This window comes from Pseudomonas sp. HN2-3, from assembly GCF_020691745.1.
GTDB classification, from domain to species: Bacteria; Pseudomonadota; Gammaproteobacteria; order Pseudomonadales; family Pseudomonadaceae; genus Aquipseudomonas; species Aquipseudomonas capeferrum.
The window spans coordinates 2,487,419-2,511,190 of sequence record NZ_CP085704.1; the positions used below are offsets into that span (position 1 = coordinate 2,487,419).

At 63.7% G+C, this 23,772-nt stretch carries 23 protein-coding genes; 8 read left to right on the top strand and 15 right to left on the bottom strand.

The window, feature by feature from the left end:
- The first annotated feature begins 140 nt into the window (after window positions 1–140).
- From LJX93_RS11395 to LJX93_RS11405, 3 genes are all read left to right on the top strand, one after another.
- Window positions 141–515, top strand: a complete 375-nt coding sequence (locus tag LJX93_RS11395) for a DUF2231 domain-containing protein (RefSeq protein ID WP_095065156.1) — start codon at window positions 141–143, stop codon at window positions 513–515.
- Window positions 512–1,804: a PQQ-dependent sugar dehydrogenase gene (locus tag LJX93_RS11400; RefSeq protein ID WP_186659521.1), complete on the top strand. Its 1,293-nt coding sequence runs from the start codon at window positions 512–514 to the stop codon at window positions 1,802–1,804. The genes LJX93_RS11395 and LJX93_RS11400 overlap by 4 nt, the downstream gene beginning before the upstream one ends.
- 110 nt (window positions 1,805–1,914) lie before the next feature.
- On the top strand, window positions 1,915–2,493 hold the full coding sequence (locus tag LJX93_RS11405) for a hypothetical protein (RefSeq protein ID WP_033697378.1): 579 nt from the start codon (window positions 1,915–1,917) through the stop codon (window positions 2,491–2,493).
- Window positions 2,494–2,513: 20 nt separating this feature from the next.
- Here the strand turns inward: LJX93_RS11405 and LJX93_RS11410 are convergent, their stop codons facing one another.
- Window positions 2,514–3,278 (bottom strand): DNA alkylation repair protein, encoded by a 765-nt coding sequence (locus tag LJX93_RS11410; RefSeq protein ID WP_227697207.1) that lies wholly within the window; start codon window positions 3,276–3,278, stop codon window positions 2,514–2,516.
- Window positions 3,279–3,501: 223 nt separating this feature from the next.
- Here LJX93_RS11410 and LJX93_RS11415 point away from each other — a divergent pair, with 223 nt between their 5' ends.
- Window positions 3,502–4,017, top strand: coding sequence for a DMT family transporter (locus LJX93_RS11415; RefSeq protein WP_047583743.1), 516 nt, complete (start codon window positions 3,502–3,504; stop codon window positions 4,015–4,017).
- Here LJX93_RS11415 and LJX93_RS11420 read toward each other — a convergent pair.
- The 3 genes from LJX93_RS11420 to LJX93_RS11430 all read right to left on the bottom strand — a co-directional run bounded on the left by LJX93_RS11420 (window position 4,002) and on the right by LJX93_RS11430 (window position 6,135).
- On the bottom strand, window positions 4,002–4,922 hold the full coding sequence (locus LJX93_RS11420) for a LysR family transcriptional regulator (protein ID WP_033697381.1): 921 nt from the start codon (window positions 4,920–4,922) through the stop codon (window positions 4,002–4,004). The two genes, LJX93_RS11415 and LJX93_RS11420, sit on opposite strands and share 16 nt — an antisense overlap.
- Window positions 4,923–5,083: 161 nt before the next feature.
- Window positions 5,084–5,413: a hypothetical protein gene (locus LJX93_RS11425; RefSeq protein ID WP_033697382.1), complete on the bottom strand. Its 330-nt coding sequence runs from the start codon at window positions 5,411–5,413 to the stop codon at window positions 5,084–5,086.
- 74 nt (window positions 5,414–5,487) lie between these two features.
- Complete coding sequence (locus LJX93_RS11430) at window positions 5,488–6,135, bottom strand: DUF998 domain-containing protein (RefSeq protein ID WP_047583742.1); 648 nt, start codon at window positions 6,133–6,135, stop codon at window positions 5,488–5,490.
- Window positions 6,136–6,332: 197 nt separating this feature from the next.
- Here LJX93_RS11430 and LJX93_RS11435 point away from each other — a divergent pair, with 197 nt between their 5' ends.
- The gene (locus tag LJX93_RS11435; protein ID WP_033697384.1) at window positions 6,333–7,082 is read left to right on the top strand and encodes a FadR/GntR family transcriptional regulator; all 750 of its coding nucleotides are present in this window, start codon (window positions 6,333–6,335) and stop codon (window positions 7,080–7,082) included.
- 81 nt (window positions 7,083–7,163) lie between these two features.
- On the opposite strand, the gene LJX93_RS11440 is transcribed toward LJX93_RS11435, so the two are convergent.
- The 11 genes from LJX93_RS11440 to LJX93_RS11490 all read right to left on the bottom strand — a co-directional run bounded on the left by LJX93_RS11440 (window position 7,164) and on the right by LJX93_RS11490 (window position 19,761).
- On the bottom strand, window positions 7,164–8,744 hold the full coding sequence (locus LJX93_RS11440; protein ID WP_033697385.1) for an aldehyde dehydrogenase (NADP(+)): 1,581 nt from the start codon (window positions 8,742–8,744) through the stop codon (window positions 7,164–7,166).
- A gap of 69 nt (window positions 8,745–8,813) precedes the next feature.
- On the bottom strand, window positions 8,814–10,367 hold the full coding sequence (gene garD, locus LJX93_RS11445; RefSeq protein ID WP_227697208.1) for a galactarate dehydratase: 1,554 nt from the start codon (window positions 10,365–10,367) through the stop codon (window positions 8,814–8,816).
- 78 nt (window positions 10,368–10,445) lie between these two features.
- Window positions 10,446–11,807: an MFS transporter gene (locus LJX93_RS11450; protein ID WP_033697387.1), complete on the bottom strand. Its 1,362-nt coding sequence runs from the start codon at window positions 11,805–11,807 to the stop codon at window positions 10,446–10,448.
- Between the two features lie 103 nt (window positions 11,808–11,910).
- On the bottom strand, window positions 11,911–12,822 hold the full coding sequence (gene kdgD, locus LJX93_RS11455; RefSeq protein ID WP_033697388.1) for a 5-dehydro-4-deoxyglucarate dehydratase: 912 nt from the start codon (window positions 12,820–12,822) through the stop codon (window positions 11,911–11,913).
- Between the two features lie 380 nt (window positions 12,823–13,202).
- Window positions 13,203–14,012, bottom strand: coding sequence for a gamma-glutamyl-gamma-aminobutyrate hydrolase family protein (locus LJX93_RS11460; RefSeq protein WP_033697389.1), 810 nt, complete (start codon window positions 14,010–14,012; stop codon window positions 13,203–13,205).
- A gap of 370 nt (window positions 14,013–14,382) precedes the next feature.
- On the bottom strand, window positions 14,383–15,165 hold the full coding sequence (locus LJX93_RS11465) for an amino acid ABC transporter ATP-binding protein (protein WP_227697209.1): 783 nt from the start codon (window positions 15,163–15,165) through the stop codon (window positions 14,383–14,385).
- 20 nt (window positions 15,166–15,185) lie between these two features.
- Window positions 15,186–16,430 carry an NAD(P)/FAD-dependent oxidoreductase gene (locus LJX93_RS11470; RefSeq protein WP_033697391.1) on the bottom strand — a complete coding sequence of 415 codons (1,245 nt, stop codon included), beginning with the start codon at window positions 16,428–16,430 and terminating at the stop codon, window positions 15,186–15,188.
- Between the two features lie 16 nt (window positions 16,431–16,446).
- Window positions 16,447–17,157 (bottom strand): ABC transporter permease, encoded by a 711-nt coding sequence (locus tag LJX93_RS11475; protein WP_033697392.1) that lies wholly within the window; start codon window positions 17,155–17,157, stop codon window positions 16,447–16,449.
- Window positions 17,154–17,873 carry an ABC transporter permease gene (locus tag LJX93_RS11480; protein ID WP_033697393.1) on the bottom strand — a complete coding sequence of 240 codons (720 nt, stop codon included), beginning with the start codon at window positions 17,871–17,873 and terminating at the stop codon, window positions 17,154–17,156. The genes LJX93_RS11475 and LJX93_RS11480 overlap by 4 nt, the downstream gene beginning before the upstream one ends.
- Window positions 17,874–18,114: 241 nt before the next feature.
- A complete protein-coding gene (locus tag LJX93_RS11485) occupies window positions 18,115–18,867 on the bottom strand; it encodes a transporter substrate-binding domain-containing protein (protein WP_033697395.1) in 753 nt (250 codons plus the stop codon).
- Between the two features lie 21 nt (window positions 18,868–18,888).
- A complete protein-coding gene (locus tag LJX93_RS11490) occupies window positions 18,889–19,761 on the bottom strand; it encodes a MurR/RpiR family transcriptional regulator (protein ID WP_033697396.1) in 873 nt (290 codons plus the stop codon).
- 142 nt (window positions 19,762–19,903) lie between these two features.
- Here LJX93_RS11490 and LJX93_RS11495 point away from each other — a divergent pair, with 142 nt between their 5' ends.
- The 3 genes from LJX93_RS11495 to LJX93_RS11505 all read left to right on the top strand — a co-directional run bounded on the left by LJX93_RS11495 (window position 19,904) and on the right by LJX93_RS11505 (window position 23,741).
- Window positions 19,904–20,929 (top strand): Ldh family oxidoreductase, encoded by a 1,026-nt coding sequence (locus LJX93_RS11495; RefSeq protein WP_033697397.1) that lies wholly within the window; start codon window positions 19,904–19,906, stop codon window positions 20,927–20,929.
- Window positions 20,930–21,067: 138 nt separating this feature from the next.
- Window positions 21,068–22,264, top strand: a complete 1,197-nt coding sequence (locus tag LJX93_RS11500) for an aromatic amino acid transaminase (RefSeq protein WP_033697399.1) — start codon at window positions 21,068–21,070, stop codon at window positions 22,262–22,264.
- A 196-nt stretch (window positions 22,265–22,460) separates the two neighbouring features.
- Window positions 22,461–23,741 carry a serine/threonine transporter gene (locus tag LJX93_RS11505; RefSeq protein WP_047583738.1) on the top strand — a complete coding sequence of 427 codons (1,281 nt, stop codon included), beginning with the start codon at window positions 22,461–22,463 and terminating at the stop codon, window positions 23,739–23,741.
- Window positions 23,742–23,772: the final 31 nt, after the last annotated feature.

Here is a 23,772-nt window from a genome sequence, read left to right on the forward strand (position 1 = left end):
AGAGACGCTCCTTTGCTAAGCGCACCCCGCGCACGCCTGATGGCTTCAGCCATCAGCCAAGGGTCACTGAACGATAAGGAGGCGCCGTGACCGCATCAGAGCAAACCCTCTACCGCTGCACGCCAGGCCCGTTGCACGCCATGCTGCTGGCCGGCAGTGTTCCGTTGTTTCTTGGCGCGCTGCTGAGCGATATCGCCTACTTCAACAGCTTCCAGATCCAGTGGAGCAACTTCGCTGCCTGGCTGATCGCCGGTGGCCTGCTGTGCTGTGGGCTGGCGCTGCTGTTCGCGTTGGTCAACCTGGTCCGCGCCGAGCACAAGGGTGGGCGTGCAACCCTGTACTTCGTACTGTTGCTGGCCACCTGGGGGCTGGGGCTGGTCAATGCCTTCGAACATGCCAAGGACGCCTGGGCGGTAATGCCCTCAGGCTTGGTGTTGTCGGTGATCGTGACCGCGCTTGCAGCTGTGGCCGCGTGGACCGGGCTGAGCAACCTGCGTTCGGGAGGTGTGGCATGAAGCCTTTGCATGCATTGAGCCTGTTGAGCGTGGCGGTATTGCTGAGCGCGTGTGGCGGGGAAGGGGAGCCTACCCAGGCCCATGGCCCCGACCCGAAGTTGCCGGAGCCACAGCGCGGGCTGCTGCCGAGCATGAAAATCGCCGAGCCGGTGGCCTGGGGTGAACAGAAACCCACCGTGCCCGAAGGCTTCAGCGTCACGGCGATCGCCACCGGCTTGAAGATCCCCCGCCAGAGCCTGGTGCTGCCCAATGGCGATATCCTCGTGGCCGAGGGCCGCGGTGGCAGCGCAGCGAAACTCAAGCCCAAGGATGTGATCGCCAGCCAGATCAAGGCCAAGGGCAATACCCAGGTCAAAGGCGGCAATCGCCTGACCCTGCTGCGGGACGCGGACGGCGATGGCACCTACGAGCTGCAGACGGTGTTCGCGGAAAACCTCAATGCGCCCTATGGCCTGGCGTTTGCCGACGGCAAGCTGTACGTGGCCAACCAGGATGCGCTGGTGCGTTTCGACTACCAGGACGGCCAGACCAAGGCCAGTGCTGCGCCGACCAAGGTCACCGACCTGCCGGCCGAGATCAACCACCACTGGACCAAGGCGCTGACCGCAAGCCCTGATGGTCGTTTCCTGTATGTCGGCATTGGTTCGAACAGCAACATCACCGAGCGCGGCCTTGAAGTGGAGATCGATCGGGCCATGGTCTGGCAGGTCGATGCCCAGACCGGCGCGCACCGGCCCTACGCGACGGGCCTGCGCAACCCGACGGCCTTGGCTGTTCAGCCGCAGACCGGGCAGGTGTGGGCGGTGGTCAACGAGCGTGACGAACTTGGCCCCGACCTGGTGCCGGACTACCTCACGTCAGTGCGCGAAGGCGGCTTCTACGGCTGGCCCTACAGCTACTGGGGGCAGAACGTCGATGAGCGGGTCAGGCCGCAGAACCCGGACAAGGTAGCGGCGGCGATCAAGCCGGATTACAGCCTGGGTTCGCATGTGGCCGCCTTAGGTGTCGACTTCTCTATTCCGGCCATGGGCGAGCGCTTCGCCGACGGTGTGTTCGTGGGGCAGCACGGCAGCTGGAACCGGCCGAACCCGGTGGGCTACAAGGTGGTGTTCGTGCCGTTCAGCAATGGCAAGCCGGCAGGCGAGCCGGTCGACTTCGCCACAGGCTTTCGCGGTGAGGATGGCAAGACCCGTGGGCGGCCAGTGGGGGTCACGGTCGACCCGCGTGGCGCCTTGATCATCGCCGACGACCTGGCCAACACCGTCTGGCGGGTGACTCGCAACCGCTAAGCGCAACGGGCGCCCTTGCATCGCCGCACGGGCGCCCGACAGTGTCTATGCTTGTTGGCGCGTGAGTATTTCACGCACCAACCCGGAAACGATTACAGGGAAGCATGCCTATGAAACCTATCAGTTCACTCGCTCGCGCTGTGGCAATCGCCTCGCTGGTCTTCGCTGGCAGCTTCACAGCCCAGGCCGCCGACGTGCCGATTGGCAGTGAAGCGCTTGAAAGCCATGTCACCACCCAGGTCCAGGCCATCGACCTGGAGAAGCGCCTGGTCACGGTGCAGGGGGCCAACGACAAGCCTGTGACCTTCCAGTTGACGGAAAAGGCCAAGGCGCTGCCCAACCTCAAAGTCGGTGACACGGTCGACATCTACGTGACCCGCGCGGTGGCCTATGTGCTCAACACCGATGTGGGCGGTGCGCCGAAGGTCAGTGATGAGTCCGGCACCATTCGCGCCACCGAAAACAACCCGAACCCGGGCGGCGAGGCGTTCCGCCAGGTCAGGGTCACCTCGCAGATCAAGAAGATCGACCTCAAGCAGCATGAAGTGAGCCTGCTGCCGCCAGAGGGCAAGCTGCAGGTGGTCAAGGTCGAGAACCCCGACCTGCAGGCGCGGATGAAAAACCTCAAGGTGGGCCAGACGGTCGATGCCATCTACACCGAAGTGCTGAGGGTCGAGACGTCGCGTTGACGGCGGCCGCTTAGGGGGATTCAGCGCGTCAGGCTGCGTGTGGCCCTTTGCTGGATGCGTCGCGAGGCCTTGCAGGCCGGTGGATGGCGCTCGAACAGGTCGAGTACCCAGTCTGGTCGGGTTTTGCTGGCGTCATTGAGCCAGTTGGCTACCGAGTCCTGGGGGTATTTCTCGCTTTCCGCCAGGTGCGGCACCAGCAGCGCTTCAGCGGCCTCCGGCGCCTGCTTGAGGGCCGTTATGTGTTCGCACCAGACGCCGCGGGGGCGCAGCACTTCGATGCAGAACCGACGTTCCAGCGGGTCTTCGCTACTGGCCTGCCTGCCGAGCAATGCGAGGGCCGCAGGGAGGTCCTCGCTGAGGCGCGGTCGCAAGGCGATCCAGGCCCATTCGCGCACACCGAAGTGCGGGTCTCTGGCGAAGCGCAGTTGGGCCGCCAGGGCCGCCTGCAGGTCAAGGCTGACGGTGAGGTGCGCCTGCGCGAAGGCCGCCCAGCTGCGCACCGTATCCGAAGGGTGGGCACCGCAGTGTTCGAACACCTGCTGGCTAATCGCAACGGGGGCTTGTTGCAACCATTGGCCAAGGGCCAGGCCGATGCCCGAGATTTTTTTCGACAGCCCCAAGGGCTGTTTTTCCTTGGTTGCCTGAACCAGGCATTCACCTACGGCAGGCGGCAGTTGCTGTGCGACGGCCGTTGCCAGGGCAAGTTGGTCGACTGCCAGGCATTCTGCAAGGTTGCGGGTCGGTATCAAGCCGTGGTCCAGTTGCGTCTTGCGTTCATCGCTCATCGAATGTGTTCCATCACAAAAGGGGAAATACACCTGCGGCCCACAGGGTGTAGGCGCGCAAGGCCAGCATCCTAGCTCAACGGGTTGGTTCTGGGGCTGCCCTGTATCACGCTAGGTCTCCCGCCATCCATCGCGCGAATAATTCGCGTGCATATTTTCGATTTCCATGGTCCTGGCAAATGTCCGGATCATGACCCTCTTACTACCGATATTGAGGGCGGTCATGTACAGCAAAACCCTGCTTTTCATCGTTGTCCCGGTGGCCATGGCCTTTCTCGCGGGGGCGCTGCTGCCGTTTCAGGCGGCTGGCAACGCGGCGGTTGGCCGTGCCTTGGGGCATTGGTTGTGGGGGGCATTCACCTCACTTGCGGTGAGTTCGCTGGTGGTGATCGCAGCGCTGCTGATCCTCCGGGTGCCCGTACCAGACGTAAGCAAGGCCCTGCAAGGGCCCTGGTGGTTATGGATCGGCGGCGTGCTGGGCGCCATTTACGTGGCCGGCGCGGCCGCACTTACGCCGAAACTGGGCGCAGCGGGTTTTCTTGCGCTGGTGGTGGCAGGGCAGATCCTGATGGCGGTAATCGCTGACCATTTCGGGGTAATGGGGTTGGGTGGCAAGCCGATCAGCCTGGTCAGGCTGGCCGGGGTGGTGCTGATTTTGTGCGGGGTATTCATGGTGCAGGGCAACTGGGCGACAAGCGCTGCGGCCAAGCCGCCAGCGCTCAATCAGTCAGAAGGCTGATCAAGCGGCTGACTGCAAGCCCACACGGCTTCGCGCAGCCAGCGGTGCCCAGGGTCGCTGTCTTTGCGCTGGTGCCAGGCCTGTTGATAGGCAAATGAGGGAATGGCCAGTGGCGGTTCAAACCGGCGCAATGCTGTGTGCTGGCGCAATGAACCGACCGCACGGCTGGCCACTGTGAGAATCAGGTCGGTGCCGGCAAGTACCTCCACCGCCGCGCTCCAGTGCGGCAGCGCCAGGGCAATGCGCCGTTGCAGGCCTCGGGCGGCCAGCGCGCGTTCGATTTCATCGTGGGCATCCGGGCGCATGGCTATCAACACATGGGGCCGCGCAAGCCACTCGGCCAACGTCAGGCCCCCGCTGGCGGGCAACACCTGGCGGTCGGCGACGCTGGTGAAGCTTTCCTCGAACAGTGGCTGTGCGGTGATGTCCTGCGGCAGGTCGGGGAATATGCCCAGGGCCAGGTCGAGTTCGCCATCGAGCAACTGAGCCAACATGGTTTCACGGCTGGCCTGGCTGATCGCCAGGTCCACGCCTGGGGCGACCTGGCGCACGTGGCGAACCAGCGCTGGCAGGATGATGCGCGACGAATAGTCGGACAGTGACAAGCGGAAGCGGCGCTGCGCCTGGGCCGGGTCGAACAGGGGGGCGGCCAGCAGCGCATTGAGGTTGCCCAAGGCGTCTTGCAGCGGCTTGGCCAGCGACTGCGCACGTGCGGTCAGCGCCATGTGGCCGTTCTGGCGGATCAGCAACGGGTCGTCGAAATGCCTGCGTAGTTGTGCCAATGCATGGCTCACTGCCGGCTGGCTGCGATGCAGACGAAGGGCGGCGCGGGTCACGTGCTTCTCGGTCAGCAGCGCATGCAAGGCCAGGAGCAGGTTGAGGTCGATCTTGCGTAGTTCATCCATGGGGCGAATAGTCGAGGCTGGGCGAGAGGGGTTTGATCAGCCTAACAGATGTCCAGGCGCTGGACGCCGGTAACAGCGTCTAGCGGCTTGATAGTTCGGACAGGATCCGTATTCAATGTTTTACTTAAAGTTTCGACTATAACTTTATGAAAAATAATATTTTATCTTCTTGCCACAGCATGCTGCACGCATTGCTCGTAGTAGGTCTGCTTGATCGCCGCCGGCTTCAACCGCGATCGGCTGTTGTAGGTCTGCTCGGTAATGCCGAAGGCGGTCATGCGCATCCACGGTTTGGCGAACCTGCGCACTTGCAGCTTCTTGCGCGTGGCATACAGGGTTACCCCCGCTAACTTGGCCTGCTGAGCTTCTGCGGCAATCTGCGCGCCCCAGCCACAGGTGTGGCGATCATTCTGGCTCAGCGCCCTGGCCTGGGCGCCGAAGGCAGCCGTGGCCAGCAGGCAGCCGGCCATCGTTGCTAGAAGTACTCGCATGTTGCTGTCCTAAGCATCTGAAGGAGAAGGGAGTTTGCCTTCGCTTCAAGCCGCTGGGGGCCAGCAATTTGCCGTCAGATTGCGGCCATGCGCAGCGCGTTGGCTGGCGCGCGCAAGCTGGCCCAGGCCAGGCCAGCCACCCAGATCACCGATATGCCGTAGTTCAGGCGCTGGTACAGGCCAAACAGATGGCCGCTCTGCGCCGCCTGCCCCATCAGCACGACGGTGGCGATCGCCAGCACCACGCACGCCAGGGAGAACAGCGCCAACGTTCGCGAACCGGCAACCCGCTTGCCCAGCCATGCCCACAGGGCACTGGCCAGGGTCAATGAAAGAAACATCAGCAGGCCCGAGAGGTTGTGCAGTTGCTGTGACAGCGAGGGCTGCGCCGGTGCGCAGCCCTGGTCGCAGGGGAACCAGCCAGTGCCCAGGCTGCCCAGGCCATGCAGCAGCACCAGAACGGCGCTGACCCGTGCCAGGGTCGACCCCTGCCAGCGACGGGCCAGGCCCCAGGCGAACAGGGCGAACAGCACGGCCAAGGGGAAGTTGTTGACCCGTGGCGACCAGAGCTGGGTGGGTGCACCCTCGGCGCCGAGTTGGCTCATGGCCTGTTGCAGGTGGTCGTAACCTGGGTAAGCCTGGGCGGTCAGCCAGACGCCGGCCAGCAGCCAGAGGGGGATCAGCAGGCCAGTGGCGAGCAGAAGACGGTCGAGGGGTTTCATGCTGTCGTTTCCTTCCATGGATGAGTGAGCGCGAAGGCGCACAGTACAGCCTCGCATTGGGGATAGACCAGTGCATGAAGCAGATTTTTTGCGTGGTGCGTGGCGCAGACCCATACAGAAATACCGCATACGGTGTATGTGATCGTACAACTGCTTGCGCTATCATGGGCATTGTCTTTCAAGGTGAAATACAGGGCATGACAGAGCAGCAGGTACAGGCAAGGACCCGGCGCAAGCCGCGCAGTCTGGCCCAGGAACTGGTCACAGTGCTGACCGAGCGGATTCGCAGCGGCCAACTGAAGCGTGGCGACAAGCTGCCGACCGAATCGCAGATCATGGCCGAAGAGGGCGTCAGCCGCACGGTGGTGCGCGAGGCTATCTCGCGGCTGCAGGCCGCAGGGCAGGTGGAGACCCGGCACGGCATCGGTACGTTTGTGCTGGATGCACCGTCCACGGGCGGTTTCCGTATCGACCCGGCGACCGTGGTGACCCTGCGTGAAGTGCTGGCGGTGCTGGAATTGCGCATTGCCCTGGAGATCGAGTCGGCGGGCCTGGCGGCGCAGCGGCGCAGCGATGAACAGCTGGTCGGCATGCGCGCGGCGCTGGATGAGCTCAACGAAGGCGCGGCCCATGCCAACGATGCCGTATCGGCGGATTTCCAGTTCCACCTGCGCATTGCCCAGGCCAGTGGCAACCACTACTTCGCCGACATCATCAACCACCTGGGTACCAGTATCATCCCGCGTACCCGGCTCAACTCGGCGCGCCTGGCCCATGACGACCAGGCGCACTACATGAGCCGGCTCATGCATGAACACGAGGCGATCTACGAAGCCATTGCCCGGCAAGACAGCGAAGGGGCGAAGATGGCCATGCGCATGCACCTGAGCAACAGCCGCGAGCGCCTGCGCCAGGCGCATGAGGAAGCTGAGGCGCAAGGGGCCTGAGACCTCTCTCACCCGCGAAGAGGCCGGTACCGACAAAAGAAAAAGCCCCGACGTGTGCGGGGCTTTTACATTTCAGGGCGATCAGATCCTCCCGTCACTCCACTGCCCATTCACCAACCGGCGCAACCCCAGCGGGTTCTCATCGCGAAGTGCCTCAGGCAGCAACGCCTGTGGGTAGTTCTGGTAGCACACAGGGCGCAGGAAGCGGTCGATGGCCAAGGTGCCGACTGAGGTGCCGCGCGCATCCGACGTAGCCGGATACGGCCCGCCGTGGACCATGGCATCGCACACTTCGACGCCGGTGGGGTAGCCATTGACCAGAATCCGCCCGACCTTTTCTTCCAGCAGCGGCACCAGCCAGGCGAAGGCTTCGAAATCTTCAGGCTCGCCGATCAGGGTCGCGGTCAACTGGCCACGCAGGCCGAGCAGCGCGGCGCGCAGTTGGGCGTTGTCCTGGGCTTCGACAGCCACGGTGGTCGGGCCAAACACTTCTTCTTGCAGCAAGGGGTCGGCGTCGACCAGCAGGCGCGCCTGTGCCTTGAACAGCTGTGCGCGCGCCTGGCTGCCTGCTTGCGGTTGGCCGGCCAAGTGTTCGATACCGGCATGGGCGTGCAGGTGTTCCAGGCCGCCCACATAGCTGCGCAGGCCGCCGGCGTTGAGCAGGGTCTGGCCGGCCTGTTGCTCGAGGTGCTGACCGAGGTCGGCGAGCAGTTGGCTGTATTGCGGCGATTGCAGGCCGATCACCAGGCCCGGGTTGGTGCAGAACTGGCCGGCACCCAGGCACACCGAGCCCGCCAGTTCGCGGGCGATGGCTTCGCCGCGCTTGGCCAGGGCACCAGGCAGGATGATCACCGGGTTGATGCTGGACATCTCGGCGAATACCGGGATTGGCTGTGGGCGCTCGGCGGCCATGCGGCACAAGGCGTCGCCACCCTTGAGCGAGCCGGTGAAACCGACCGCCTGGATGGCCGGGTGCTTGACCAGCCATTCGCCGACACCACCGCCGAAGACCATGTTGAACACGCCCTTGGGCATGCCGGTGCGCTCGGCGGCGCGCTGGATTGCACAGCCGACCAGGTCTGCTGTGGCCATGTGGCCGCTGTGTGCCTTGAACACCACCGGGCAGCCAGCGGCGAGGGCGGCAGCCGTGTCGCCACCGGCCGTCGAGAAGGCCAGCGGGAAGTTGCTGGCACCGAACACGGCGACCGGGCCTACGCCGATGCGCATCTGGCGCAGGTCGACGCGAGGCAGTGGTTGGCGCTCGGGCAGGGCCAGGTCGATGCGTGCACCGAGGTAGTCACCGCGCCGCAGCACGTGCGCGAACAGGCGCATCTGGCCACTGGTACGGCCGCGCTCGCCCTGGATCCGCGCTGCAGGCAGAGCGGTTTCGCGGCAGACGATGGCGACGAAGGCGTCGTCCAGTTCATCCAGCTCGGCGGCGATGGCATCGAGGAACTCGGCGCGGCGCGCCGGGGCCAGTTGGCGGAACTCGGCAAAGGCGGTAGCGGCGGCCTGGGCGGCTTGGTCGACTTCGCTTTCAGTGGCTTGCACGAAGCTGTAAGGCAGGGCCTCGCCGGTGGTGGCGTCCAGGCTCTGCAGGCGTTGCGCGCCAGCGGCACTGCGCTGACCGGCGATGAAGTTGTGGCCTAGGATCTCAGGCATTTTGGCACTCCTGTAGGTGAATGAAGGGGGGTAGGCGGTCGAGAAGGGCTGCAAAGCAGCCCAAGGGCCTCACGTAATCGGCGCCGGGTTGAACAGGGTGATGTCGTTGTGCAGCCTGTGCTGTTCGGCCCAGGTCTGCTTGCGGCCGCTGGCCACGTCCAGGTAGTAGTGGAACAGCTCCCAACCCAGCTCCTCGATGCTCGAGCGGCCTGTGGCGATGCGCCCTGCGTCGATGTCGATCAAGTCGGGCCAGCGTTCGGCCAGTTCGGTGCGGGTGCAGACCTTGACCACCGGGGCCATGGCCAGGCCGTACGGCGTGCCGCGGCCTGTGGTGAACACATGCAAGTTCATCCCGGCCGCCAGTTGCAAGGTGCCGCAGACGAAGTCGCTGGCCGGGGTGGCGCAGAAGATCAGGCCTTTGCGCGCCACTCGCTCGCCAGGGCCAAGCACGCCCTGAATGGCGCCGCTGCCGGACTTCACGATTGAGCCCAGGGACTTTTCGACGATGTTGGACAACCCACCCTTCTTATTGCCCGGTGTGGTGTTGGCGCTGCGGTCGGCGGCGCCTTGTTGCAGGTAGCGGTCGTACCAGTCCATCTCACGCACCAGCGCCTCGGCCACGTCCTGGTTCTCGGCGCGGGAGGTCAGCATGTAGATGGCGTCGCGTACTTCGGTCACTTCCGAAAACAGCACGGTCGCACCCGCACGTACCAGCAGGTCCGAGGCGTAGCCCAGTGCCGGGTTGGCGGTGATGCCGGAGAACGCATCGCTGCCGCCACACTGCATGCCCAGGATCAGCTCGCTGGCGGGCACCGTTTCGCGGCGGCGCTGGTCGAGTTTTTTCAGGCGGGTTTCAGCCAGCGCCATGATCTGTTCGATCATTTCGCCGAAGCCCAGGCTGGCATCCTGCAGGCGGTACAGCCACGGGTCACTGAGGTCTACCGACGGATCGTTGTCATGCATGACCTGGCCGGCCTGCAGTTTTTCGCAGCCCAGGCTGATGACCAGCGCTTCGCCACCAAGGTTGGGGTTGCGCGCCAGGTTGCGCACGGTGCGGATCGGGATGTAGGCATCGCGGGCATTGATCGCCACGCCGCAGCCGTAGCTGTGGGTGATGGCGACCACGTCATCGACGTGGGGGTACTTGGGCAGCAGTTCTTGGCGAATGCGCTTGACCGCATGCTCTAGCACGCCGGTCACGCATTGCACGGTGGTGGTGATGCCAAGGATGTTGCGGGTGCCCACGGTGCCGTCGGCATTGCGGTAGCCCTCGAAGGTGAAGCCTTCGAGCGGCGGCAGGGCCTCGGGCACGGCATCGCAACGCGGCAGGCTTTCCAGCGCCGGCGCCTCTGGCATGGCCAGCTGGCTTTCCTGCACCCAGGTGCCCTGGCGCAAGTCTTCCAGGGCGTAGCCGATGATCTGCCCATAGCGGCGCACCGGCTCGCCCTTGGCGATCAGCACGGTGGCCACCTTGTGGCTCTGTGGCACGCCTTCGACCAGGGTCAGGCCGTCGGGGAAGCGGGCGCCTTCACCCAGGCCACCGTCGTTGACCACTACCACGACATTGTCGTCATCGTGCAGGCGGACGTAGCGGGGCGAGTCGGAATGTTCGATCAACTGCATGTTCGGGCCCTTCTAGTGATTGCTCAGGCTTTATACATCCGCCCGCCGCCGGCAGGTGCCGGCGGCGGGCGTGTTCACTCAGTGACGGGAGCTTGCCAGTTCGCCATTGGCGCCGGGCTCGGCTTCAGCCTTTGGGGTTTCACGCAGCTCGATGCGCTTGATCGGGCCGACGATCACCAGGTAGCTGAACACCGCGACCAAGGCATTGGCACCCACATACACCAGGGCCCACTTGAACGAGCCGGTGGCGCTGATGATGTAGCCGATGACGATGGGCGTGGTGATCGAAGCGATGTTGCCGAAGGTGTTGAACAACCCGCCCGACAGGCCAGCGATCTGCTTCGGCGAAGTGTCGGCGACCACCGCCCAGCCCAGTGCGCCAATGCCCTTGCCGAAGAAGGCCAGGGTCATGAAACCGACCACCATCCACTCAGCATCGACGTAGTTGCAGAAGACCATGGTGGTTGACAGTAACAGGCCGCAGACGATGGGCAGCTTGCGCGAGAAGGTCAGCGAGTTGCCGCGGCGCAGCAGCCAGTCCGACAGCACACCGCCCAGCACGCCACCGATGAAACCACAGATGGCGGGCAGCGAGGCGATGACACCCGCCTTGAGGATGGTCATGCCGCGCTCCTGCACCAGGTACACCGGGAACCAGGTCAGGAAGAAGTAGGTGATGGCGTTGATGCAGTACTGGCCCAGGTACACCCCCAGGAGCATGCGGCTGGTCAGCAGCTGCTTGATGTAGCCCCATTTCGGGCCGTCGTTGCCGCGTTTCTGGTCCATGTCCACCAGGCCGCCGTTCTGCTCGATGTGTTCGAGCTCGCTTTGGCTGATGCGCGGGTGTTGCTTGGGGTTGTAGATGGTTCTCAGCCACACGAACGAGAACAGGATGCCAAGCACGCCCATCACCACGAACACGTGTTCCCAACCGAAGCTGAAGACGATCCAGCCCATGATCGGGGCAAACAGTGCGGTGGCAAAATACTGCGCCGAGTTGAAGATGGCCGACGCCGTACCGCGTTCTGCGGTGGGGAACCAGGCCGCGACGATGCGGGCGTTACCCGGGAACGACGGGGCTTCGGCGAAACCGACCAGAAAGCGCAGGGTGAACAAGGTTACCACCGCCCAGGCCACCGGCATGCCACCAACAAACCCTTGCAGCAGGGTGAACAGCGACCAGGTGAAGATGCTGAAGGCGTAGACGTTCTTGGAGCCGAAACGGTCGAGCAGCCAGCCACCAGGAATCTGGCCAGCCACGTAAGCCCATCCAAAGGCGGAGAAGATATAACCGAGGGTGACGGCGTCAATGCCGAGGTCTTTCTGCAGGCTGGAGCCTGCGATTGCAATGGTGGCGCGGTCGGCATAGTTGATCGTGGTCACCAGAAACAGCATGAACAGGATCAGGTAGCGCACATGCGTCTTTTTAGTCGCTTGCATGCTGGTAATACTCCCACTAGTTATTTTTGTGCGGGCTCACGAGTTGTAGCCGGAGTGGGGGGTTCCCACTCCGGCGGCGGCAGTTCAGGCCGCAGGGGTTCGCTTATTGCGGACCCATCTTGTCCATCAGCGCTGCGAGCATTTCGTATTCTTCGCCGGTCAGGTCGGTCAGCGGCGTGCGTACCGGGCCTGCGTCGTAACCGGCAATCTTCGCGCCCGCCTTGACGATGCTCACGGCGTAGCCGGCCTTGCGGTTACGGATGTCCAGGTACGGCAGGAAGAAGTCATCGATCAGCTTGCCGACGGTGGCGTGGTCTTCGCGGGCGATGGCGTGGTAGAAGTCCATCGCGGTCTTCGGCACGAAGTTGAACACGGCCGAGGAGTACACCGGCACGCCCAGCGCCTTGTAGGCCGCAGCATACACCTCGGCGGTCGGCAGGCCACCCAGGTAGCTGAAGCGATCGCCCAGGCGGCGACGGATCGACACCATCAGCTCGATGTCACCCAGGCCGTCCTTGTAGCCGATCAGGTTCGGGCAGCGCTCGGCGAGCTTCTCCAGCAGGTCGGCATTCAAACGGCAGACATTGCGGTTGTAGACCACCACCCCGATCTTCACCGATTTGCACACGGCTTCGACGTGGGCGGCAACGCCATCCTGGCTGGCTTCGGTCAGGTAGTGGGGCAGCAGCAGCAGGCCCTTGGCACCCAGGCGCTCGGCTTCTTGTGCGTATTCGATGGCCTGACGGGTCGAGCCGCCGACGCCGGCAAGGATCGGTACCGAGGTGGCGCAGGTATCGACGGCGGTCTTCACCACCTGGCTGTACTCGCTGGCTGCCAGGGAGAAGAACTCACCGGTACCACCGGCCGCGAACAGGGCGCTGGCGCCGTAGGGGGCGAGCCATTCCAGGCGCTTGATGTAGCCAGCCTGGTTGAAGTCGCCTTGGGCATTGAAGTCGGTGACCGGGAAAGACAGCAGGCCGTGGGAGAGGATGGATTTGAGTTCTTGTGGATTCATTGTTGTTGGCATCCTGAGGCGCTTGGGGTGAAGGGAGTGATGTGTTGCGATGGAGGTAAGTTATCGTACAACTAGAGAGATGGCTAGTGCCTTAGGAGAATTTTTTATAATTGGGGTGCTTGGCTGGGGTGTTGGGGGGATGCTGAAATCGAGCGCCGCCCGCGCGGCGCTCGATCTTTCAGGCATAGAAAATCCCCCGACAACCACCTGAACAGTCATCGTATCTCTTAAGCGGGGGAAAGGCTAAAAAAAGGATCGCGGAGACAGGCACAAGCCCGCCGCCCGCTTCCACGGGAAGTGTTCTGGGACCAGCAGAGGGTGACCGGGGAAGCGGGGGCGGCCTTGCGCCGCCCCGCGATCAAAGCTAACGAAGCTTTGTGTCAGGCAGCCTGATGGTGCTTGACCTGGGACTTGCGGACCTGGGCACGGCACGCATCGCCGAACGCCTGGAAGATCTTGATCGAATCAGGGTTCTTCGCGGCTTGCCACTCGGGGTGCCACTGCACCGCGAACAGGAAGGGCGAAATGCTCGGGGCATGGATGGCCTCGACCAGGCCGTCTTCGGCCAGGGCAATAGGCTCGATGCCTTTACCCAGGTTGCGCAGGCCTTGGCCATGCAGCGAGTTCACGCGGATCTCGTCGCAGCCCAGGGTGTCGCGCAGCCAGCTACCTGGCTTGACCTTCACACTGTGGACCTGGGCGTACTGTACTTCGACCGGGTCTTCGGGGTTTTCACGGTGGTCGTTGAAGCCTGGCTCGGCATACACCTTCTGGTAGATGTCGCCACCCAGGGCCACGTTGATTTCCTGCATGCCGCGGCAGATGCCGAAAATCGGCAGGCCACGCTTGATGGCTGCCTTGACCAGCGGGATGTCGAACAGGTCGCGTGCTTTATCCTGGCCCTTGCCCGGGGTTTCGTTGTCCTGGCCGTACAGGGCCGGGTCGATGTTGCTGCCGGCACCGGTCAGGTAGACGCCGTCGGCCATGTTCAGATAGGTCTCGAGGTCTTCGGTGCCACAGCAAGTGGGTACCAGGACCGGGACGCAATCGGCGAAGTCGACCAGCGGCGTGATGTATTTATGGGTCATGACCTGATAGTCATGGCCTTTGCGCTCTTGGCTGCCCATGGTCATCAGGACGACGGGTTTGCGCAGGGAAGGTTGCTTGTTGCCAATGTTGCTGTTGGACATATGTCACCTTGGGACAGGTTCGACCTGTCGTTGTTGTGCAGGCGCACGGCCGGGGCCTTGTGTGCGACCTGAAGCCCCGAGCACTGCCGGCTCGTCAGAGGCGACGATTCCGGTCGGGACTTGTTGATAGCTTGCCAGAGCCGTTCGATATGTCAAACGACTGGTAGAGGCTTTAGCGGGGGGGATACGCCGAATTCAGGGGGGTTAAACCGTTGCAGCCCTGTAGCGGCAAGGGTTTGGCAGGGGGTTAGGTCAATTATATTTAACGACGCAGTTGGTTCATTGCACCGCTGCAATGAAGGGGGGGGTGTACCGGCCTCTTGGTGGGCAAGCCCGCTGCCAAAGGAAGCCGGTACAGGGAGGAACGGGCTCAGTGCAGAATCTGCGCCAGGAAACCCTTGGCCCGTTCTGTCTTGGGCTGGTTGAAGAACACCTGTGGCGGGCTGTCCTCGATGATCTGCCCGCCCTCAAGGAACAGCACCCGTTCGGCCACCTGCCGGGCAAAGCCCATCTCATGGGTAACGCAGAGCATGGTCATGCCCGTGCCGGCCAGTTGCACCAGGACATCCAGCACTTCGGCGACCACTTCCGGGTCCAGTGCCGAGGTCGGCTCATCGAACAGCATGATCCGGGGTTTCATGCACAAGGCGCGGGCAATGGCCACGCGTTGCTGCTGGCCACCGGAAAGCTGGCTGGGGTATTTGTGCGCCTGGGACTCGATGCCGACCTTGCACAGGTACATCCGTGCCCGTTCTTCGGCGTCCTTGCGCGACAGCCCGCGCACGCTGGTAGGGGCCAGCAGGCAATTGTCGAGCACAGTCATGTGCGGGAACAGGTTGAAATGCTGGAACACCATGCCGATTTCGCTGCGGATCTGCGCCGCCTGGCGTGTGGTGGCAGCCAGGTCGGTGCCATCAACCTGGATGCTGCCCTGTTGGGCCACTTCCAGGCGGTTGATGCAGCGGATCAGGGTCGACTTGCCCGAACCGGACGGGCCACAGAGGACGATGCGTTCGCCTTCGCGTACCTGCAGGTTGATGTCGTGCAGCACATGGTACGCGCCATAGTGCTTGTTCAGGCCCTCGATGCGGATGAGCACCGGGCGCGGGTCGGGTTCTGGGGCAAGGTTGGCAAGGCTCAGAGGGGCGGTCATATTGTTGTTCTCCGCAAGGTTCAGTCGAAACGCGTCGCGCTGTAGGGCGCAGGGTCGGTAAAGGGGCGCTCGCCGGTCAGAAGCTCTGCCAGCAGCCGGCCACTGACCGGGCCAAGGGTGAGGCCATGGTGGGCATGGCCGAAGTTGAACCACAGGCCTTGGTGCCGAGGGGCAGGGCCAATTACCGGGCGCATGTCTGGCAGGCACGGGCGACGGCCCAGCCAAGGGGTATCGTCGAGGCGCTCGCCGAGCGCCGGGAACAAGCGCCTGGCCAAGGCCTCGCAGCGGCGCAGCTGGATCTCGTTGCCGGGCGCATTACTGGCGGCAAACTCGATGCCGGTGGTCAGGCGCACGCCCCGGGCCATGGGCGCCAGCACGTAGCCGCCTTGGGTATCGCAGACCGAGTGTTCGAGTTGCGCACCGTCGCGGGTGCTGTAGTGCATGTGGTAACCGCGTTTGATCGCCAACGGGATCTTGTACCCCAGGCCTTCGTACAAGTCTGCCGACTGTGGACCGAGGCAGACCACCACTTCGTTTGCGGTGACAGGGCCACGACGGCTGTCGACCTGCCATTGCCCTTCCACTTGGCGCAGGCTGCGCGCATCACCATGCAGGAACTGCCCACCACGCTGCACGAACAACGCGGCATAGCCCCGGGTGAGGCCACCGGGATTGTTCACCGTCTTCGGGTCGAGCCAGTGAATGCCACCGACCACGGTGCTGTCCAGTTGGTGCTCGCGGGCCTGGAGCTGCCCGCATTCAAGGATTTCATACTGCAGGCCGTAGCGGCTCAGGCCTTTGACCTCGGCCTTGGCCTGCTCGAACAGGGCCGGGTCACGGAACACTTCGATCCAGCCTTTGGCCTGTACCAGCCCTTCAAGGCCGGCGGCTTTGATCAGGGCGTCGTGCTCCTCGACGCAGCGTTGCACCAGCGGCAGCATGTCGGCAGCGGCGCCCGCCAGGCGCCCCGGCGCCGATTGGCGCCAGTAGCGCCACAGCCAGGGCGCGGCCTTGGGCAAGTGCAGGAGGCTGTAGCGCACGTCAGGCTGGCGGTTCAGGCCGTAGCGCAGCAGCGCACCGGCTTGGCGCGGGAAGGCATACGGGATGACGCTGGAGCGCTCGATCAGCCCGGCGTTGCCATGGCTGGTACCGCTGCCGGGTTCGTCACGGTCGATCAGAATCACCTGGCGCCCACGCGCCTGCAGGTGCAGCGCGGTGCTGACGCCGACAATGCCGGCGCCGAGGACGAGGGTCTGGCAATGCATGGTAGGTATCCTTCGGTCAGTTCAGGTGGCGGCCCAGGCGGGCTTCCAGGTGTTTCAGGAGGCGCCGCACCAGCTCGACGATCACCAGGTAGAGCACGGCGGCCCACAGGTAGATCTGGAAGTCGAAGCTGCGCGAGAACGCCAGTTTGGTCACGCCCATCAGGTCGTAGATGGTTACCAGCGAGGCAATGGCGCTGGCCTTGATCATCAGAATCAATTCATTGCCCAGCGGGCCGATGGCCACCAGCAACGACTGCGGCAGGATCACCTTGAAGAAGGTGGTCGAGCGTTTCAGGTTCAGCGCCCGCGCAGCTTCGTACTGCCCAGGCGCTACGGCCATCAGGCTGCCGCGGAAGATCTCGGCCTGGTAGGCGGCGGTGTTCAGGGTGAACGCCAGCAAGGTGCAGAACCAGGCCTCGCGGAAGAACCACCACAGGCCGACGTCCTGCCAAAACCCCTTGAGCGAACCGAGGCCGTAATAAAGCAGGAACAACTGAGCCAGCAGCGGCGAGCCGCGGAAGAAGTACACGTAACCGGCGGCCATGCGTTGCAGCAGTTGGCTGCGCGACAGGCGTGCCAGTGCCAGCAACAGGCCGAGCACGGCACCCAGGGTGAACGAAATCGCCACCAGCTTGGCTGTTACCAGCAGGCCATCGACGAAGCGTGGGCCGTAGCGTTCCAGCAGGTCGGGGTCGAGGACTACCGCCAGCCATTGTTCGACGTTCATGCCCGGGCTCCTTGCAGGTGGCGGCTGCTACGCCGCTCGATGAAGGCAAAGACCCGGCCCGAGACTGCCGAAAACAGCAGGTAGCCCAGGCAGGCAACGCCATAGAAGAACATCGGTTCCTTGGTCACGCTCACCGCCAGGTTGGTCTGGCGCATCAGGTCGACCAGCGAGATGGTCGACACCAGCGAGGTGTCCTTGAGCAACGACAGCCAGTTGTTGGACAGGCCGGGCAGGGCGATGCGCGTCAGTTGCGGCAGCACTACCTTGAAGAAGCCTGTGCGTTTGCTCAGGCCCAATGCCGAGCAGGCCTCAAGCTGCCCTTTGGGCAGGGTCTTGAAGGCGGCCAGCCAGATCTCGCTGGAAAACGCGGCAAACACCAGGCTGAACGCGATCATCGCGGCCAGGAAGGTGTTGATTTGGAACTCGCCCTGGTAGCCCATGGCGGCCAGCAGCTTTTGCGCTGCGATCTGGCAGCCGTAATAGATGATCAGCAAGGTCAGCAGTTCGGGCAGGCCGCGGAAAACGGTCGAGAAGGTCGTGGCCCAGGCCCGGGGCAGGCGCTTGCGCGAGCGCGCCGCGAGGGCCACGGCCAGCCCCATGGGCAGGCCGATGGGCAGGCAGGCGAGGGCCAGCGAGACGGTTACCAGGGCACCGGCCAGCAACGCCTGGCCCCAGCCTCCGCTGGCAAAAGACAGCAAGGACAATTGATCGAGCATGACAAACCCCTTGGACGGGTAATGCGGTCGCTGTAGGAGCGGCCTTGCGTCGCGAAAGGGCCGCGTAGCGGCCCCGGCAATCTGTGCCGTTGCATAAATCCCGGGGTCGCAAAACGTCCCCCGGCAATCTGTGCCGTCGCATACATCCCGGGGCCGCAAAACGTCCCCGGCAATCTGTGCCGTCGCATAGATCCCGGGGCCGCTACGCAGCCCTTTCGCGACGCAAGGCCGCTCCTACAGATCAGTTGTAGATATCGAAAGCGAAGTACTTGCTGGCGATCTTCTGGTAGGTACCGTTGGCGACGATCTGTTGCAGCGCGGTGTTCAGGCGCTGGCGCAGCGCCTCGTCTTCCTTGCGCACGGCAATGGCGGCGTCGGCCTTGGTGTCGGCCACGTCGCCGAGGATCTTGCAGCAGTCCTGGCCGTTCTTGTTCATCCACTCGTGCAGGGGGAACTTGTCGGCGATCACCCCGTCCAGGCGGCCCGCGGCCAGGTCGGCGTTGGCTTCGTCCATGGTCGGGTACAGCTTCACATCGGCGCCGGCCTTGCCATAGACGTCTTCGGCATAGATGGCCTGGGTCGAAGAGGACTGCGCGCCGACGGTGTAGCCGACGAAATTGTTCTGGGCGTCGCTGATCTCGCTGTCCTTGGCCACGGCCACGGTCAGCGGGGTGCGGTAGTAATGATCGGTGAAGGCGATTTTCTTGCGGCGCTCTTCGGTGTCGATCATCGACGCGACCACGGCGTCGTACTTACGTGCCATCAGGGCCGGGATGATGCCTTCCCAATCCTGGGCCACCAGCGTGCACTCGACTTTCATCTGTTCGCACAGGGCGTGGGTGATGTCGATGTCAAAGCCGTGCAGTTGGTTATCGGCGTCGACATAGTTGAAGGGCGGGTACGCGCCCTCGGTGGCGAAGCGCAGGGTTTCGGCACTGGCGGCGCCCGTCAGCAGCAGGGCACACGCACCCACCATAGCCATGGTCTTGTTCATCTCGCACCTCTTGCACTCTTGCTATTGTTGTTTTGCCGACGGCCACGAGGTGTAGCCGACGAATTCGTTATGTAGAGCGGCAGTCGCTTCCAAGCGTTTTTCAACATCCGGCCCGAGCTTCTTGCAGACCTCGTTGACCATCAGGTGCACCCACGACAGCATGGTCGCGGTGGATTCCCAGAACAGATTGAACTCGGTGGGGATGCGGAACACCTCGTCGGCGTTGGCATCGGCCCAGTCACAGAAGGTGTCGGTCACCAGGGTGACCGCAATGCCGGCTGCGCGCGCCTTCTGGCACAGCTGCAGGGCGTGACGTGAATAGCGGCGGGCCTCGAACACCACCAGTGCGCTGTCTTCGGCGCGGCCCAGCAGCACGTCGCCGAAATGCCCGGCGCTGAGGTCGACCAGTTGCACGCCATCGCGCAGGTACTGCAGCAGGTGGCTCATGCACATGGCGACGCCGCGCTCGGTCTGAAAGCCCGCGACGAATACCCGCTGCTTGCTCGCCAGGCGTTGCGCGGCGCGGTGCCAGGGCTCGCTCTGGCGGTACTCGTGCACGCGGACCAGGGCGGCGATTTCCAGCTCCAGGCTGCCGGCGGTGTCGCTGGCATCGTGGTTCTGGCGGTAGTCTTGCAGGCGGTCACCCACCAGCCATGGGCCATCGCCCAGGTCGTTCTGCAGGTCTTGCTTGAGCGCCTTGAGGTGGGCATAACCTAACGAGCGGCAGAAACGGCCGACACTGGATTCGCTGACGCCGAGCTTGGCAGCAATGCTGGCCGAGGTCTGGAACGGCAGTTCGTGCAGGTTGGCGAGCATGTAGCTGGCGATCGTGCGGCCTGAGGCGGCAGCCCCTTGCAGGCTGTTTTCCAGGCGTTGCTTGATCGGTTGGCTCATGCTGCATCTCCGGGGTGAGGCTTGCGATAGAAAATGAATGTTTTCTGTCATCAAGTCAACATTTGACAGATAGCTGTCACATGCAGGAAAGTTTTTGTCGTTGCAACGCTGTAGCCATTCCAATTCCAACAAGGAGCTTCAGATGTCCGCACCTTCCACCGGCACTGTCGTACGCGTGCCTTTTACCGAGCTGCAGACCCTCTTGCAGGCGATTTTTCAGCGTCATGGCTGCAGCGAGACAGTGGCCCAGGTGCTTGCCCACAACTGCGCCAGCGCCCAGCGCGATGGCGCCCACAGCCACGGGGTGTTCCGTATTCCGGGCTATGTTTCGACCCTGGCCAGCGGCTGGGTCAATGGGCGTGCCACCCCGAAGGTGACCGACGTGGCCTCCGGTTATGTGCGTGTCGATGCCGCCGGCGGCTTCGCCCAGCCGGCACTGGCAGCGGCCCGTGCGCTGTTGCTGGAAAAGGCCCGCAGCGCCGGTATCGCCGTGCTGGCCATTCACAACTCGCACCATTTCGCCGCGCTGTGGCCGGATGTCGAGCCGTTCGCCGACGAGGGCCTGGTGGCGCTCAGCGTGGTCAACAGCATGACCTGCGTGGTCCCGCATGGCGCCCGCAAGCCGCTGTTCGGCACCAACCCCATCGCCTTTGCCGCGCCCTGCGCCGAACACGACCCGATCGTCTTCGACATGGCCACCAGCGCCATGGCCCACGGTGACGTGCAGATCGCCGCCAGGGCTGGCCAGCAGTTGCCCGAGGGTATGGGCGTGGACGCCAATGGCCAGCCGACCACCGACCCCAAGGCCATTCTCGAAGGCGGCGCCTTGTTGCCGTTTGGCGAGCACAAGGGCTCGGCGCTGTCGATGATGGTCGAGTTGTTGGCCGCAGCGCTGACCGGCGGGCACTTTTCCTGGGAGTTCGACTGGTCCGGGCACCCAGGGGCGAAAACGCCATGGACCGGGCAGCTGATCATCGTCATCGACCCGAGCAAGGCCGAAGGCGAGCGTTTTGCCCAGCGCAGCCGCGAACTGGTGGAGCAGATGCAGGCGGTGGGGTTGACGCGGATGCCGGGCGAGCGCCGCTACCGCGAGCGTGAAGTGGCCGAGGAGGAGGGCGTGGCGCTGACCGAGCAGGAGCTGCATGGCCTCAAGGCGCTGCTGGGCTGAGCCAGGCTGTCGGCGCAGATTGGCGGCTGTGCAATCTTGCATAGACAACCTGCACAATAGGTGATGTTACTCAGCAGCGACTCCGGGTATCCTCAGGGCAGCCTTTCCGAACTGTCCTGATCCAAGGAGCTGCACGCTGTGTTCAAACATGTCGATGCCTATGCCGGCGACCCGATCCTCTCGCTGATGGAAACCTTCAAGGCCGATCCCCGTGCCGACAAGGTCAACCTGAGTATCGGCCTGTACTACGATGAAGCCGGCGTGGTGCCGCAGTTGGCAGCGGTGGATGCGGTCGAGAAACGCATCGCCGGCCAGGCTCACGAAGCCTCGCTCTACCTGCCGATGGAAGGCCTGGCCAGCTACCGCCAGGCCATTCAGGCACTGCTGTTCGGTGCCGATCACCCGGCGGTGACCGGCGGCCGAGTGGCCACCGTGCAGACCGTGGGCGGTTCTGGCGCACTGAAAGTCGGTGCCGACTTCCTCAAACGTTATTTCCCGCAGTCCGAAGTCTGGGTCAGCAACCCGACCTGGGATAACCACCGCGCCATCTTCGAAGGCGCCGGTTTCAAGGTGAATAGCTACCCGTACTTCGACCAGACCAGCCGTGGCGTCGACTTCGCTGGCATGCTGCAAGCGCTGCAGACCTTGCCGGCCAACAGCGTCGTACTGCTGCACCCGTGCTGCCACAACCCGACCGGTGCCGACCTGGACCAGAACCAGTGGCAGCAAGTGGTGGAAGTGGTCAAGGCGCGTCAGCTGATCCCGTTCCTCGACATCGCCTACCAGGGCTTCGGTGAGGGGCTGGTCGAAGATGCCTTCGCCATCCGCGAAATGGCCCGTGCCGGCGTGCCGTGCCTGGTCAGCAACTCGTTCTCGAAAATCTTCTCGCTGTACGGCGAGCGAGTAGGGGGCCTGTCGGTGGTCTGCGACGACGACGCCACTGCCCAGAGCGTACTCGGCCAGTTGAAGGCTACCGTGCGCCGCAACTACTCCAGCCCTCCCAACTTCGGTGCTCAGCTGGTTGCCGGCGTGCTCGGCGATGCCGCGCTCAATGCCCAGTGGGCGGCGGAGGTCGAAGTGATGCGCAAGCGTATCCTCGACATGCGTCAGGCACTGGTCGATGCCCTGGGCACGCTGCTGCCGGGGCAGGACTTCCAGTTCTTCCTGCGCCAGCGCGGCATGTTCAGCTACACCGGTTTCAGCGTCGAGCAGGTGCGTCGCCTGCGTGACGAGTTCGGCGTGTACCTGATCGACAGCGGCCGGGTGTGCATGTCTGGCCTGCGGCCGGCCAACCTGCAACGGGTGGCCGAGGCGTTCGCCGCGGTTCAGCAGTAATGTGACAGGGGGGCCGTAAAGCGGTCCCCTTGGTTTCACCTTGTTGTCATGACAAGTGCAACCGTCCCTCGGACGGGGCTTCGCAAGTGCAACCTTTCAGTGCACAATCGCGCCCTCTTTTTCGGTTGAGGGGTGCGATACGTCTGTTTCGCCACTCTCAGCCTGTTGCAGTCTTGCGAGTGGAGCTACACCCGGAATGAATGAGCAGGCCCCAAGCGTCGAACGGCGCTATGAAGAATCGACCCCGGCAGCCTTGGGCAGCTGGGCACGTCAAGACACCACCTGGATGCTGGGCCTGTTTGGCACTGCCATCGGTGCAGGCACCTTGTTCCTGCCCATCAATGCCGGCTTGGGTGGCTTCTGGCCGTTGCTGATCCTGGCCGTACTGGCCTTCCCGATGACCTACTTCGCCCACCGCGGGCTGACCCGTTTTGTCCTTTCCGGGCGCACGGGCGGCGATATCACGCAAGTGGTCGAGGAACATTTCGGCATCAAGGCCGGTGCGCTGATCACCGTGCTGTACTTCTTCGCCATCTTCCCGATCCTGCTTATCTATAGCGTGGCGCTGACCAACACCGTTACCAGCTTCATGGAGCACCAGTTGCACATGACGCCGCCGCCACGGGCGCTGCTGTCGTTCGTGCTGATCCTCGGCCTGCTGGCCATTGTGCGTTGCGGTGAGCAGGCCACGGTCAAGGTCATGAGCCTGCTGGTCTACCCGTTCATCGTTGCCCTGGCGTTGCTGGGCCTGTACCTGGTCCCGCACTGGACCGGGGGTATCCTCGACAGCGCCACGCAACTGCCCTCGGGCTCCGCCTTCCTGCACACCGTGTGGCTGGCGATTCCGGTGATGGTGTTCTCGTTCAACCACTCACCGATCATCTCGGCCTTCGCCGTCGACCAGAAGCGCCGCTACGGCGAGCATGCCGATGAGCGCAGCGGCCAGATCCTCGCCCGCGCCCACCTGCTGATGGTGGCCATGGTGCTGTTCTTCGTCTTCAGTTGCGTGCTGACCCTCAGCAGTGCCCAACTGGCTGAGGCCAAGGCGCAGAACCTGTCGATCCTGTCGTACCTGGCCAACCACTTCAGCAACCCGACCATCGCCTTTGCCGCACCACTGATCGCCTTCATTGCCATCGCCAAGTCGTTCCTGGGCCACTACATCGGCGCCAGCGAAGGCCTCAAGGGCATCATCGTCAAGGCCGGTGCGCGCCCGGGTGCAAAAACCCTGGACCGCGTGGTCGCTGCGCTGATGCTGGTGGTCTGCTGGATTGTCGCCACCCTCAACCCGAGCATTCTGGGCATGATCGAATCGCTGGGCGGCCCGATCATCGCGGTGTTGCTGTTCCTGATGCCGATGTACGCCATTCGCCGTGTACCGTCGATGCGCAAGTACAGCGGCGCGATGTCCAATGTGTTCGTCGTGACAATCGGCGTGGTTGCGCTGACTTCGGTGGTTTACGGCTTGCTGAGCTGATTCACCACCGCTGCAAGCAGTGCCCAGGTCG